The 13,298-nt window shown below is 66.6% G+C and carries 12 protein-coding genes; 4 read left to right on the top strand and 8 right to left on the bottom strand.

Annotation, left to right across the window (positions count from 1 at the left end; translation table 11 throughout):
• Positions 1–149: 149 nt before the first annotated feature.
• The 6 genes from AB4Y43_RS31805 to AB4Y43_RS31830 all read right to left on the bottom strand — a co-directional run bounded on the left by AB4Y43_RS31805 (position 150) and on the right by AB4Y43_RS31830 (position 5,739).
• The gene (locus AB4Y43_RS31805) at positions 150–1,088 is read right to left on the bottom strand and encodes an ion channel (RefSeq protein WP_342949631.1); all 939 of its coding nucleotides are present in this window, start codon (positions 1,086–1,088) and stop codon (positions 150–152) included.
• Between the two features lie 240 nt (positions 1,089–1,328).
• Positions 1,329–1,574 carry a hypothetical protein gene (locus AB4Y43_RS31810; RefSeq protein ID WP_069265167.1) on the bottom strand — a complete coding sequence of 82 codons (246 nt, stop codon included), beginning with the start codon at positions 1,572–1,574 and terminating at the stop codon, positions 1,329–1,331.
• Between the two features lie 267 nt (positions 1,575–1,841).
• Entirely contained in the window at positions 1,842–2,063 is a 222-nt protein-coding gene (locus AB4Y43_RS31815; RefSeq protein WP_069265166.1) for a hypothetical protein, read from the bottom strand.
• A 211-nt stretch (positions 2,064–2,274) separates the two neighbouring features.
• A complete protein-coding gene (locus AB4Y43_RS31820) occupies positions 2,275–3,258 on the bottom strand; it encodes a carbohydrate kinase (protein ID WP_069265165.1) in 984 nt (327 codons plus the stop codon).
• A gap of 39 nt (positions 3,259–3,297) precedes the next feature.
• The gene (locus AB4Y43_RS31825; RefSeq protein WP_141710687.1) at positions 3,298–4,605 is read right to left on the bottom strand and encodes an AGE family epimerase/isomerase; all 1,308 of its coding nucleotides are present in this window, start codon (positions 4,603–4,605) and stop codon (positions 3,298–3,300) included.
• 78 nt (positions 4,606–4,683) lie between these two features.
• A complete protein-coding gene (locus tag AB4Y43_RS31830) occupies positions 4,684–5,739 on the bottom strand; it encodes a LacI family DNA-binding transcriptional regulator (RefSeq protein WP_368729604.1) in 1,056 nt (351 codons plus the stop codon).
• A 229-nt stretch (positions 5,740–5,968) separates the two neighbouring features.
• Here AB4Y43_RS31830 and AB4Y43_RS31835 point away from each other — a divergent pair, with 229 nt between their 5' ends.
• Positions 5,969–6,124, top strand: coding sequence for a DUF3309 family protein (locus AB4Y43_RS31835; protein ID WP_069265162.1), 156 nt, complete (start codon positions 5,969–5,971; stop codon positions 6,122–6,124).
• A gap of 107 nt (positions 6,125–6,231) precedes the next feature.
• On the opposite strand, the gene AB4Y43_RS31840 is transcribed toward AB4Y43_RS31835, so the two are convergent.
• Together AB4Y43_RS31840 and AB4Y43_RS31845 are read right to left on the bottom strand one after the other, a co-directional pair.
• Entirely contained in the window at positions 6,232–8,082 is a 1,851-nt protein-coding gene (locus tag AB4Y43_RS31840; protein ID WP_368729605.1) for an EAL domain-containing protein, read from the bottom strand.
• A 217-nt stretch (positions 8,083–8,299) separates the two neighbouring features.
• The gene (locus tag AB4Y43_RS31845; protein ID WP_069265160.1) at positions 8,300–9,346 is read right to left on the bottom strand and encodes a bile acid:sodium symporter family protein; all 1,047 of its coding nucleotides are present in this window, start codon (positions 9,344–9,346) and stop codon (positions 8,300–8,302) included.
• A 706-nt stretch (positions 9,347–10,052) separates the two neighbouring features.
• Between AB4Y43_RS31845 and AB4Y43_RS31850 the strand changes: the two genes are divergently transcribed.
• From AB4Y43_RS31850 to AB4Y43_RS31860, 3 genes are all read left to right on the top strand, one after another.
• On the top strand, positions 10,053–10,499 hold the full coding sequence (locus AB4Y43_RS31850) for a hypothetical protein (protein ID WP_368729606.1): 447 nt from the start codon (positions 10,053–10,055) through the stop codon (positions 10,497–10,499).
• A gap of 535 nt (positions 10,500–11,034) precedes the next feature.
• Positions 11,035–12,132: a porin gene (locus AB4Y43_RS31855; RefSeq protein ID WP_368606330.1), complete on the top strand. Its 1,098-nt coding sequence runs from the start codon at positions 11,035–11,037 to the stop codon at positions 12,130–12,132.
• Between the two features lie 185 nt (positions 12,133–12,317).
• Positions 12,318–13,292: a LysR family transcriptional regulator gene (locus tag AB4Y43_RS31860; protein ID WP_368729607.1), complete on the top strand. Its 975-nt coding sequence runs from the start codon at positions 12,318–12,320 to the stop codon at positions 13,290–13,292.
• Positions 13,293–13,298 lie beyond the last annotated feature (6 nt).

Raw genomic sequence — 13,298 nt, forward strand, 5'->3', positions numbered from 1 at the left:
ATTTTTTCTCGCCAATGACGGAAATTTTTTGCTAACTCTCCGGCGCTGCCGCCTATTCGCGCGAGAGCCTGCCCGCGCCGGGCGAATTTGGAGAGAGATTTTCCCTGCGCGGCCGCGATCCCGCCCGGATCGGCCTTCGGGACAATCCGTCAGATCGTCCGCGGTGCGTAGGGCTTTGCGCGATCGAACGGCACGACATCGTGAAAGTGCGTGTAGTCCATCGTGCTCACGCCGTCCGCGTCGCTCATCAGGTCGACGTAGCGGTAGTCCCAGCGGATCTGGCGGTCCGACCAGCTAAAGCGCGCCTGCATGGTCTGCGCGGTCGATTCGTCGGAGCCCTCGATCACGACATGCAGCGTACCGTGCTGCTCGGCCAGCATCTCGGGTGTGACGCCGTAGAGCGGGCTCGATTCGTCGATCACGTGCATGAGATTCCAGCCCAGCGTGAAGAGCGGATGCTGGTCGCGCACGAGCTTGAGGTCGTGGATGCGCCGCGCGCGAAAGCCGTCCGACGAGGTTTCGATGCGGATCAGCCGCAGCTTCGCGCCCGCTTCGGCGATCACGTTCTGGCGGGCGTTGGCCGCGCGCGCCATCAGCGTCATGCGGCCTTCGATGGGGTGCACCACCACCTGGCTCGCGAACATGATCTTGGCGCGCGGGCGCGAGAAGCGCGCGAACACGAGGCCGGTCGCCAACGCGATCCCCGACATGCCGACGAAGATCTCGAACGTGGCGACGATATGCGCGTAGAGCGTTTGCGGATGCATGTCGCCGTAGCCGACGGTGGCGAGCGTCTCCACGCTGAAGAAGAACGCGCCGAGAAAGCCCTTTGGATACTGGTTGGCGATGGGTGCGGCGCCGAGCTGGTAGAGGCACGCGAACACGCCGTTCATGAGCAGGAAGAGGGCCGCGAGCGACGCAAAGAAGGTGGGCCAGCGCATGGTGAGCGCCGTGTGATAGAAGTCGCCCCAGGACTGCGGCATGCCGTAGACGAGCACCTCGCGCGTGCCGATCATCAGCTTGCGCGGCGTGCCGCGTCTGGCTCTTTTCCTGGGCCCCGCAGGCGTTTCGGCCTTGCAGGCGTCCATGTCCACGCCGGGCGAAGCCCCGGATGCCGAATCGGCTTGCTGGGCTGCTTCCTGGTTGGCGAAGCGCTCCGGCGTCTCGGACGTCATGATGGTCCCTGCGGATCTGAAGTAAGGAGAAGAGCGTAGCAATGCCGCAGGGACAGGACAAGCAGGCACGCGCCGACGGGCGCTGGCAGGGCGCAGGGCTAGCGCGACGAGAGCAGCAGCGAGACGCGGCAGGAACGGCGTCGAACGAAAGGCTTACGGAAACCCATGCGGCTTCGGAATGCCCGCGCCATGTTCGATATCGGCGATGGCCTGGCGGCGCGCGGCGTCCACGGCGAGCGTCGCCGCGTCGAATCCCGAGTTGCCGCCGACCGTGACCCACGGCTGCACGGCCTTGTCGCGATGCGTGATCTGATACTCGGCGTCCCAGCGAGCGCCCTGCAGTTCGAGCGGATGCACGTGGATGGCGTAGACGCCGTATAGAAAGAGCTGTTCGGACATGGCTAACCTCCTGTCGACCAGAGTTGGCGCTTTAGCTGTCGGCCGGAGTTAGTGCTTCAGCACTTACTCCGGGCCCATGCAAAGCCTTTACTCTGGTCCCATGCACAGCTGTCGACCAGAGTTGGCGCTTTAGCTGTCGGCCGGAGTCAGTGCTTCAGCACTTATTCCGGGCCCATGCAACGCCCTCACTCTGGCCCCATGCAGAGCCCCCCGTCTCTTGCAGCGCTGCCGGCAGTCCCCGAGCGGGCCCTGGGCTCACCGGGCGACTTACAGCTCGAGTTCGCCGAGAATGCGATGCGCCAGCGCCTTGGCTTCTTCGAGAGCTTCTTCCGGCGTGCCCGATGCGGCTTCGACTTCATACACCGCGTTTTCGAGTTCCTCGCCGTCGTCGCGCGCCAGGGAGACCAGGCCCTGGTACTGGCCGGCGTTCATGGGCCGCACTGTGGCGACGGCCGTGTAGATCCCCTTGGTGTAGCTGACGTCTTCCATAACGTGCTCCTCGTGGAAGGAAACTCCCCTCGACGGGTCACAGTGGATGAAGGCGCGCAAGCGTCGCGCCTGACCCGCAACAAGAGGGAGATTCCATGCTAGCACGTTGCCCGCGGGCCTGCGGGACACCCATATGACGACGGCGCGGCGCTTTCGTGTCAGCCCCGCGCCGTGTCCGGGCGGCGCGCCAGACTGCGCGCCGCGGGCGCCTTCAGTCGGCGAGCAACGCGACGACTTCGTCGAGCGTCGGCGAATGCGCGCCGGGCCGGCGGCATGCGGCCGCGCCCGCGGCGAGCGCGAAGGCGAGATGCTGGCGCCAGTTGCGCTGCGGCGCGCTCATGAGGCTGAACAGCAGCCCGCCGATGGACGCGTCGCCGGCACCCACCGTATCGGCCACTTCGACGCGCGGCGGCGCCGCCTCGATCACCTCGGTGCCCACATAGAGCGTGGCCGCCTGCGCGCCGCGCGTGACGAGCAGCGTGGCGGCCGGATTGAGCGCGCGCACGGCGTCGATGGCGTCGGCCTCGCTCTTGCCGGCGAACAGCATGCGCAGGTCTTCGTCGGAGACCTTGATGAGATCGGCGAGCGCGGCCATGCGGCGAAGGATCGGCTCGTAGCCGTGCGCCATGAGGTTGCGGTAGTTCGGATCGAAGCTGATCTTCACGCCGGCCGCGCGCAGCTCGGCGGCGAGCGTGGCGAGCGTTTCGCCGAGCGGCTGCCGCACGAGGCTGATGCAGCCGAAGTGCGCCCACTTCGCATGCGCGCGCCAGCCTTCGGGCAGCTTCGCGGGATCGAAGGCGAGGTCGGCGCTGTGCTCGCCGATGAAGTAGTACGCGGGCGGATGCGTCTGATGCACGATCGCGAGCAGCGGCGCGCGCTCCACGCGCTGCATGAAACGCATGTCGAGACCGGCGGCCACGCTCGCGTTCCAGAGCTCGTCCGAGAAGTTGTCGACGCCGAGCGCCCCCACGCTCGCCGTGGGCAGCCCGAGGCGCGCGACCGCGCGCGCGACGTTCCAGCCCGCGCCGCCAGGATGCGCGCGCCAGTGCGAGTCCATGCCCGGTGCGCCGGGCTGCGACGTGTGCGGCGTGCCCTCGGGCGCGGGAGTGCGCACGAGATCGGTGAGAATGTCGCCGGCCGAGATGAAGGCCGGGAAGCCGGACGAAAAGTCCGGGCCGGTGCTGCAGGTGCTCATCGTCGTGTTCCTCTCTCTAGTTCTGGCCGCTCGTGCCCGTCATGCGTTCGCGCCACCGGCGTCGGCGGCGGTCGCTTCCTCGCGGCCGATGACCGGCGCCATGCCGCGTCCGGGCAGCGCGTTCAGCGCTTCGTAGCACGCGCCCATCGTGTGATAGTCGGTCTTGCCGGCGGGACTCTTCTCGTCACTGTACTTACGGTTGTCGCAGGTGAGGATGCGATACCACGCACCGTAACGATGATCGACGAAATTCGCCCAGCTGTAGCGCCAGATTTCGTCGTACCAGTCCCAGAATCGCTCGTTGCCGGTGCGCTTGCCGAGCAGCGCCGCCGTGGCGAAGGTTTCCGCCTGCACCCAGAAGTACTTGTCGTGATCGCACACGGTGCCATCCGGGCCGAAGCCGTAGTAGAGGCCGCCGTGATCGTTGTCCCAGGCGTGCGCCATGGCGGCGTCGAACAGTTCGATCGCGCGCGGCAGCAGCCAGGGCAGCGGCCGGTGCCGTTCGAGCAGCAAGAGCAGCTTCGCCCACTCCGTTTGATGGCCCGGCTGGAAGCCCCACGGGCGGAAGATGTTCGAGCTGTCTTCCTCGTTGTAGTGCCAGTCCACCGACCAGTCCGCGTGAAAGTGCTCCCACACGAGCCCTTGCGAGAGCTTCGCCTGGCGCAGCGTGATGTTCGAGGCGACGCGCTCGGCGCGGTCGAGATAGACGAGATGGCCCGTCGCTTCGTAGGCCGCGAGCAGCGCCTCGGTCGTGTGCATGTTGGCGTTCTGGCCGCGATAGCCCGAGACGATCCAGTCGGCGCTCGCCTCGTCGGCGTAGAGGCCCGCCGCGCCGTCCCAGAAGCGGTGTTCCATCAGATCGAAGGTCGCGCCGATCATCGGCCGCGCTTCCTCGATGCCGGCCATCGCCGCATGCGCGTAAGCGAGCAGTACGAACGCGAGGCCGTAGCAGTGGCGCGTGGCGTCGAGCACGCGCTTCTTGCCGTCGCGCCAGTCGATCTCCCAGTCGTAGCCCTGCAGATGCGGGTCCCAGTGGCCCTCGCGCAGGAACTGCAGGCCGTGGCGCGCGTATTCGAGGTGCTGCGGATCGCCGAACTCGCGATACGCCATCGCGTAGTTGAAGACGTACCGGCAGCTGCTCACGAGGTGCCGCGAGTGCGCGTTGTAGATCGAGCCGTCGTCGCGGAAGTAGTGGAAGAACCCGCCCGAGGGATCGAGCACGTTCGGCGCGTAAAAGCGCAGCGTGTCCTGCACGTGGCCGAGCAGGAAGCCGCGGTCGCGAAAGCTCGCGACGCCCGGTACGGCGACGGGGTTTGCGGTGGCGGGAGTGGCGGTGTCGGCGGTCATCGTCATGGCTTTCTCTTCTGTCCTGGACGTGGCTTCAGCGTATTTCGTGTGTGTTCAGCGTGTTTTCGACGGCGCGCGTCAGGCGCTTTGCGGCGCGCCTGCAGCGTGGTGGACGGCCTGCGCGGCAACGAGATTCGATGACGCCGCACCCAGCGTGCTCGCACGCGCGACGAGCTGCACCGGCAAACGGATTTCGTTCGCGGCAGGCGTTTCTTCGAGCAGCAGTTCGACGCCGCGCCGCCCGAGTGCTTCCTTGTCGACGGCGATCGTCGAAAGCGGCGGCGTGGCGTGCGTGGCGCCCGCGATATCGTCGAAACCGATGATGGCGATGTCCTCGGGCACGCGCAGGCCATTGGCGAGGCACACGCGCATGGCAGCGAGCGCGGCGGCGTCGTTGTAGGCGAAAAGCGCGTCGGGCGGCGGGCGCGATGCGGCGCGCGCCGCGTCGATCAAGCGTTGCATGGCGAGCGCCGCGCCCGTGTCGGGATCGAGGCCGCCGTCGATCGTCGTTTCGAGCGACGGGTCGAACAACAGGCCCGCCTCGAAGAACGCGCGCCGGTAGCCGAGCGCGCGCTGCGCGATGCTGTAGTGCGCGAGCGAGCCGCCGATGAACGCAATGCGCCGCCGTCCCAGCTCGAACAGATGCTGCATGGCGAGCGCGGCGCCCGCCGCGTTGTCGATGTTCACCGAGCGCAGACCAGCCGCCCACAGATCGATCAGCACGAGCGGGCGTTGCAGCGCGACGAGCGCGGCGAGCATTTCCGGTTCGACGAAGCCCGCTACGGCGATGGCGTCGGGCGCGTGCAGGCGCAACTGCTGGACGGTGTCGTCGGCGGGGCCGGCGGTGAGCAGCGCGGGCACGATGCCGTGTTCGCGGCACGCGTCTTCCACGCCGTGCAGCACGTGCGAGAAGAACGGGCTCGCCGCGAAGTTGTTGTGCTGGCGGTGGAGCAGGAAGGTGAGCCGGCGAATGCGCGGACGCAGTTGCGCGCAGTCATAGCCGAGCGTGCGCGCGACCTCGACGATGCGCTCGCGGGTGGCCTCGGAGAGGCCCGGCTGATTTTTCAACGCGCGCGACACCGTGCCGATCGACACGTTGGCGGCCTGCGCGACGTCGCGAATGGTTGTCCCCATGATTCCTGGCTAGCGGTGGCGCGGTGAGCGTTCCGGGTGTGGTCAGGTGTGCGGCGATTGTATAGTAAAAATCTGTTCGAAAAACCCGAATCGACGTCTCGAATTCCAGGTAAATACCAGTAAACAATGAAATAAACGCAAACATTAGTGTTTAGTAAAATTAGCTAAACACGTGCGGGCACGACGGTTGCGGAAAGGCGGATGCCAACATTCGACTTTCGGAGGCCTCATGCTCGGCACCCTGCTTCTGGTCATTTTGATCCTGCTGCTCATTGGCGCGTTCCCGGCGTGGCCGTATAGCCGCTCGTGGGGCTATGCGCCTTCAGGCACGCTCGGCATCATCGTCGTCGTGGTGGTCGTGCTGGTCTTGATGGGGACGATCTAGCGACTGCGCAGCAGTCAAGCAACGCAAGCAAAACGGGCCGGCGCGCGGCACGAGCCGCGCGGCCGGCCCGTTGATGTTGCGGGCTGCCGCAGGGGAGGCTCAGGTCGCTATGCTGTACCGGCGGTTTCGCCTGATGCCGAACTGAGCGTGGGCACGAGGTTGGCGCTCGCGCTGCCGTCGATCACGACGAGGCCGCTCGCTTCCTGTTTCGCGCGGCGCTTGGCGAGCGCCGCGAGCGAGGCGATGGCGTCGCTGCTGTGCTGTGCACCTTCGCCCGGTGCCACGTGCACGCAGCCGATCGCCATCGTCACGAAGGTGAAGAAGGTGGCGTTGCCGTGGCGATCCTCGCCGTGAATGCCGCCCGCGAGGCGGTCGCCCGGCGCGTAGAAGCGCTGCGCGCCCTCGTTGAACGTTTCGATCGCCTGGCGCGCTCGCTCGCGCCACGTCTCGCTCTGGAACAGGATCAGGAAGTCGTCGCCGCCCACGTGGCCGAGGAAGTCGCGCGTGGGGTCGCAGGCGTCGGCGAGCACCGTCGCCGCGAACTTCAGCACCTCGTCGCCCTGCCAGTAGCCGTACTGATCGTTGAAGGGCTTGAACTGGTTCAGGTCGACGTAGCACGCGTGAAAGCCCGCGTCGTGCGACAGCAGCCGCTCGATATGCGAACTGATGGGAATATTGCCCGGCAGGAAGGTGAGCGGATTGGCGTAGCGCGCCGCCTGGATGCGCACCTCCGTCACGGCTCGCACGAGGCTCTCGCCGGTGCCGAGCCCGGCGTACCGGCCGTTATCGGTGATGACGAAACCATCGGCGAGATAGCGCTGGTCGTCGCTGACGAGCAGCGTCGCCATCTGCTCGACCGTCATCGACTGCTCGATCACCACCGGCTGCGCGTTGGCGAATTGCAGGCAGGCCTTCTTGCCGAACAGCTCGCGGTGATACGGCAGCGCATAGCGGTCCATGAACGCGCGCCGGTTGATGAGCGCGACGGGCGCCTCGTCTTCCACCACGGCCACTGCGTGCAGGTCGGGTTGACCGTTGAACAGTTCGAGCACGTCGTTGTTGGTCGCCTCGCGCGGCAGCGCGGGCGCGCGCACGAGCATCTTGCTGGCCGGCGCGCCGCCACCCGCGGGCTGCGTGGCGGCGCTGCGCGTGGCCTCGGGGAACACGGCGATATGATCCGCGCGAATCGCCTCGCGCGCTTCGCGGGCGAGCACGCGCAGCGGCTCCACGTTGGGGCGGCCGAAGAAAAAGCCCTGGCCGCAGTCGATGCCCATGTCGCGCAGCACGATCAGGTCGGCCGCGTTCTCGATGCCTTCCGCCACGAGCCGCGTGCCGCTCGCCTGCGCGAAATGCTGGACGGCGCGCACGGCTTCGAACTTGAGCGCGTCGTTGGCGATGTCGTGGATGAAGAAACGGTCGATCTTCACGACATCGGGCTGCAGCTGCACCCAGAGGTTGAGGCTGGCGTTGGCCGTGCCGTAGTCGTCGAGCGCGAACTGGGCACCGGCCGCGCGCAGCGTCTCGACGACGGCCGAAAAGTTGCGCAGGTCGTGGATGGCGCTTTGCTCGGTGAGCTCGATCACGACGCGCGTGGGGTCGATCGGGCCGTCGAAGAGGGCGAGTGCGGCGTCGCCGTCGGCGGTCAGCTGGCGCAGCGCGTCGGCGCTGAAATTGAGGAAGAGCTTGCCGGGGCAGTCGAGTTTCGCGAACGTTTCGATGCAGGTGCGGGCGGCGGCGCGTTCGAGCGAAGCGGTGCACTGTTCGTCGCCGGCGCGCGCGAAGAGGGCGGCGGGCGTTTCGAGCGGCGAGCCGGCCGGCCCGCGAATGAGGCCTTCGTAGCCGAGGATCGCGCCACCCTCGAAATCGACGATGGGCTGGAAGACGGCGCGCAGCTGGCGCTGGGCGATCAGCGCCCCGACGCCGGGCGCCGCGTGCAGGAGTGGCGCGGGAGCAGACATGGACAGGCCGGAAGGGGCGAAGACGATGAACTTAACGGCATATGATCGGATGAATTAAATGAAATTTTGGTGACAGCGCCGCGAAGCCCAATCTTTGGGCATGTGACGCGGGGAGGGGAGGCTGGCGGGGGAGGGTGAAATGCCGGGCGCTCGCCACGGCGTTTGCTGCGGCGGGGCGGCGGCTTCTCGCCGCCCCGGGTGACGTACTTGATGCCGATTAACGGCGCGCAGCAGTAGCCGTGCGCTCGTTCGCGCCGGCGCGCGATTCGTCGCCCGCGCTGGCGGCGCGCTCGGCGCTCATGTCGCGGGCGCCCCAGCGCTGGGCGAGCGCCGCGCACACCATGAGCTGGATCTGGTGGAACAGCATCAGAGGCAGCACGACCGCGCCCACGGCGTTCGAGGCGAAGATGACCTTCGCCATCGGCACGCCGGCTGCGAGGCTCTTCTTCGAGCCGCAGAAAATGATGGTGATCTGGTCCGCGCGCGAGAAGCCGAGCTTCTTGCTCGTGAACATCGTGATGCCGAGCGCGAGCGCGAGCAGCACGGCGTTCACCACGAGCAGGCCGCCGAGCGCGGTGAGCGGAAGGTGATGCCAGAGCCCTTCGTTCACGGCCTCGGAAAACGCGCCGAACACCACGAGCAGGATCGAGCCCTGATCGACGAACTTGAGCACGCCCTTGTTGCGTTCGATCCAGCGGCCGATCACCGGGCGCAGCAGTTGGCCCGCCACGAACGGCACGAGCAGTTGCAGCACGATGTTCCACACGGTGTGCCAGGCCGAGCCGCCGCTCGCGCTCTGGTTCGTGACGATCAGGCTCACGAGCGCGGGCGTGACGAAGATGCCGATCAGGCTCGACGCCGAAGCGCTGCACACGGCGGCGGGCACGTTGCCGCGCGCGATCGAGGTGAACGCGATGGACGACTGCACCGTGGAGGGCAGCGTGCAGAGGAACAGCACGCCCGCGTAGAGCGCCGGGGTGACGAGCGGCGAAAGCACGGGCTTGAGAGCCAGGCCCAGCGCCGGAAAGAGCACGAAGGTGCTGAGCAGCACGACGATGTGCAGCCGCCAGTGCGTCGCGCCGGCGATGATCGCCTCACGTGAGAGCTTGGCGCCGTGCAGGAAGAACAACAGGCCGACCGCCACATTGGTCAGCCAGTTGAAACCGGTGGCGGCCTGGCCGTGCACGGGGAACAGGCTCGCGAGAATCACCGTGCCGACGAGGCAAAGGGTGAAGTTATCGGGCAGGAATTTCGGACGTGCCATCGGACAATCTCAAGTGCGCGCCTGGGCGCCTGGCTGCGCGCAGATCGATGTGCGTGCAACGGGTGAATCGGATCGTCTATTGTCGGCGCAAGCCGATTGAAAAAGCAAATTCATTTGAAGCATCGATTAATGACGGATGCGCATGTATCGCCGGCATCGATCTCCCCTTTATGCCGGATTCCTTATCGACGTGCGAGGGGCATTCCCGGGCCGCAAAAGCCGTCAGGACTCCGCGCATTCTTCAGATCTTCAGACGTCCATCAACCATAAAACGAACCGTTCCCAGACTTGCGCGGAGAGCCGTGCGTGGCGGCCTTCCCAGGGCTTGCCCGAAGGCAGAAAACCCAGCAGTAACATGGTGTTACAACCCTTCGGGCGGCATAACATCTTTTGGCTCGACACCCATACAGCACGCCCATAAATTACCGTCAATGGGACGCCGGGACCGTTGTGGCGGCAATCGTTACGCGCCAGCGCGGCGAGCGTCCCGGGACTGGCCCGCCATGGCCCGAACGGCGGGTGCCAGGCGCGAACGTCGGGCAGGTGAAACGTCACAATGCAGGCAGGGTTGTCAAAACTCGGACAGTGGGTCTTGGGGGCCGGATTTGCGGCCTTTGTTGCGCTCGCCCATGCTCAGCCCGGTTTTCCAGGGCACGGCGGGGGCGGCGGCTTCGCGCGCGCCCCTTCCATGCCCACGAGGCCCGCCATGCAATTGATGCCCGCGCCGCGCGGCGGCGGCATGGCGTGGGGCAGCGGCTACCACGGCGCCCCTGAACGCGGCCGTGGCCCCGCCGCTTACACCGGTGCCGCTTCGCCCATGCGCGTGGCCGACCAGGGCGGCCGGTACGAGCGCGGCGGTAACCGCTCGCCGAACCAGTGGCAAGGCCAGGTTCAGCAGCCGGCCCCGCATCGCGATTACAGCTACGGCACGCCGTTCGGCGGCTACGGTGGCTATCGCGGCAATCCCATCACGCCCGTGAGCGCGGAATCGCGCCAGGTGCCGCATCCGCCGCCCGAGTCGCCGGTGCGCGCGGGCTCGATCCGCGAAGACGTCGCGCGCTACAACGAGGAGCGCGGCGGTACCTACCGGCCCTTCACGCGCAACGGCGGCGAGGTCCCGCGTCCGCCCATGCCTTCGCCCTACCGTAATTGAGCGGTGCCACGCCGCGCGCTTTCGCTTTCTTCCCTCCGCACGCTTTATCCCGCCGTCTTTGTTTGACTCTCCTCAGGATTCGCTTCAGGCATTGACCTGTTAGCGCCGCCGAAACACGTCCAAAACAAGTTGCGTTCGTCCACGCCGCGAAAACTGACGCGCGGATACCACACTTTTTTGGAAATCTCTCGTCATGCAGAACCCTTTCGTCTCAAATCTCGCTTTCGTTTTGGCGGCGCGTCATTCGCAGCTACGCGCGTGCGGCAGCGCCCCACTGGGCGCGGCGCGGCAGCCTGCGACTAACCGTGACGCAGCGCAGCGCAAAGCAAAGTCGACAGCGGCAAACCGGGTGCTATCGGCGGCAAACTAATCCGCCCGATATACCGGCAATAACACCGGTTATTTTTGACCATAAAAATGGTCCGCAAAGATGGATCCGCCCAGAACGGCCACGCCTGCGAACGACGAAAAAACCAGGCATTGCGCGAGCGCCTCAGCCGCCCGACACCCTTTTTTGACAAAGACTGGAGAACCCATGAATACAACGGTCAGCCGCGCGCTGCGCACTACCCTGAAGGCGAGCGCGCTCGCCGCTGTTCTTGCCGCCGCGTCGTCGTCGGCGTTTGCGCAGTCGAGCGTCCAGCTCTACGGCCAGGTCGACGAGTGGGTCGGGGCGACGAAATTTCCGGGCGGCCAGACCGCCTGGAACGTGAGCGGCGGGGGCATGTCCACGTCGTACTGGGGCATGAAGGGATCGGAAGATCTGGGCGGCGGCTTCAAGGCGATCTTCACACTGGAAAGTTTCTTCCGCGCGCAGAACGGTCAGTACGGCCGCTTCGCGGGCGACACGTTCTTCGCGCGCAATGCGTACGTCGGCCTCGAATCGCCGTACGGCACGGTCACGGCGGGGCGCCTGACGACGCAGCTGTTCGTCTCGACGATTCTCTTCAACCCGTTCATCGATTCGTACACCTTCTCGCCGATGGTGTACCACGTGTACCTCGGCCTCTCGACGTTCCCGACCTACACGACCGATCAGGGCGTGGTGGGCGACTCGGGCTGGAACAACGCCGTGCAGTACTCGACGCCTAACTTCAACGGCCTTTCGGGTTCGGCCATGTATGCGTTCGGCAACCAGGCCGGCCAGAACGGCTCGAAGAAGTGGAGCGTGCAGGGTCTGTACTTCCACGGCCCGTTCGCGGCTACGGCGGTCTACCAGTACGTGAACTTCAACAACACGCCGGGCGACATCGGCAGCATCGTGAGCGGCGACACGACCATCATCGGCCTGAAGAGCCAGGGCGTGGCGCAGGTCGGTCTTTCTTACGACCTCAAGTACGTGAAGTTCTTCGGCCAGTACATGTACACGGCGAACTGGCAGCAGGTGGGCAGCTGGCACGTCAACACCGCCCAGGGTGGCGTGACGGTCCCGGCCGGCCCGGGCACGGTGATGGCGTCGTATGCGTACTCGCGCGACGGCGGCGGCCTGAACCAGACGCGCCAGACGGCGGCGATCGGCTACGACTACCCGCTTTCCAAGCGCACCGACGTCTACGCCGCGTACATGTACGACCACTTCGACAACATGTCGAGCGGCCAGACCTACGGCGTGGGCATGCGCGCGAAGTTCTAAGCGGCGCAGCCTGTCAGTTCGAAGTTCGACGCGAAAACCCCGCGCTGCGTGCAGCTCGGGGTTTTTGCTTTCCGGACCGCCTACACAGAGCTCGCCCTGCGCGTTTCAACACCCGCATTTGATAAAACGAGGAAAATATCGCCGATTGATTCCCGCTCATTTATGTTCGAGTTGAAGGCCGCGCAATGGATACCCTCGTCAGCATGAAAGTGTTCCGCCAGGTGGTGGAGGCGGGCAGCTTCGTCGCGGCGGCCGAGCGCTTGAACATGTCCGCCGCGATGGCGAGCAAGCATGTGATGCACCTGGAGCAGCAGCTCGGCGCGCGGCTGTTGAACCGCACCACGCGCCGCGTCGCGCCCACCGAGGCGGGGCGCGAATACTACGAGCGCGTGGCCCAGGCGCTAACCGAACTCGACGAGGCCGGCCAGGCCGTGGGCGCGGCGAGCGTGGTGCCGCAGGGGCGGCTGCGCGTGTCGTCGCTCACGGCATTCGGGCTGCGTCATGTGATGGGCGCGGTCGCCGACTACGCCGCCGGATTTCCTCAGGTGACGGTCGACATCACGCTGTCCGACCGCGTGGTCGAGCTGATCGACGAGGGCTTCGACGTGGCGATCCGCGCCGCGCCGTCGGGGCTCAAGTCTTCTTCGCTGATCGCGCGGCCGCTCGCCACCGCGCACATCGTGCTGTGCGCCTCGCCCGAGTATCTGCGCCGCCACGGCGCGCCGAAAAGCGTGACCGATCTCGCGCGGCACAACTTCGTCCAGTACGCGGGGGCTTCGGCCCAGGAACTCGCGCCGTTCGCGGAGGGCGCGGGCGGCGTGAAGCCCAAGCCGGGCGGCAACCTCATCGTCAATCACCTGGAAGCGCTGCGCGTGGTGGTGCTGCAAGGCGGCGGGCTGTCGATGCTCGGCACCGAGGTGGTGGGCGACGATATCGCCGAAGGGCGCCTCGTGCCGCTGCTCGTCGACGCACTGCCGCCGCGCGAGCTGCCGATCTACGCCGTGTATGCGAGCCGCCGCCATCTGTCGGCGAAGGTGCGCTCGTTCGTCGATTTCCTGGCCGCGCGCTTTTCTGAGCGCGAGCTGTGGCCGGGCGTGGAGGCGATCCGCGCGGCGGCGCTCAATGCCGACGTCGCCCGTGTTGCGTCTACCCGGCGCTGAAACCGG

This window comes from Paraburkholderia sp. BR10872 (assembly GCF_040965835.1).
Taxonomy (GTDB): Bacteria; Pseudomonadota; Gammaproteobacteria; order Burkholderiales; family Burkholderiaceae; genus Paraburkholderia; species Paraburkholderia nodosa_A.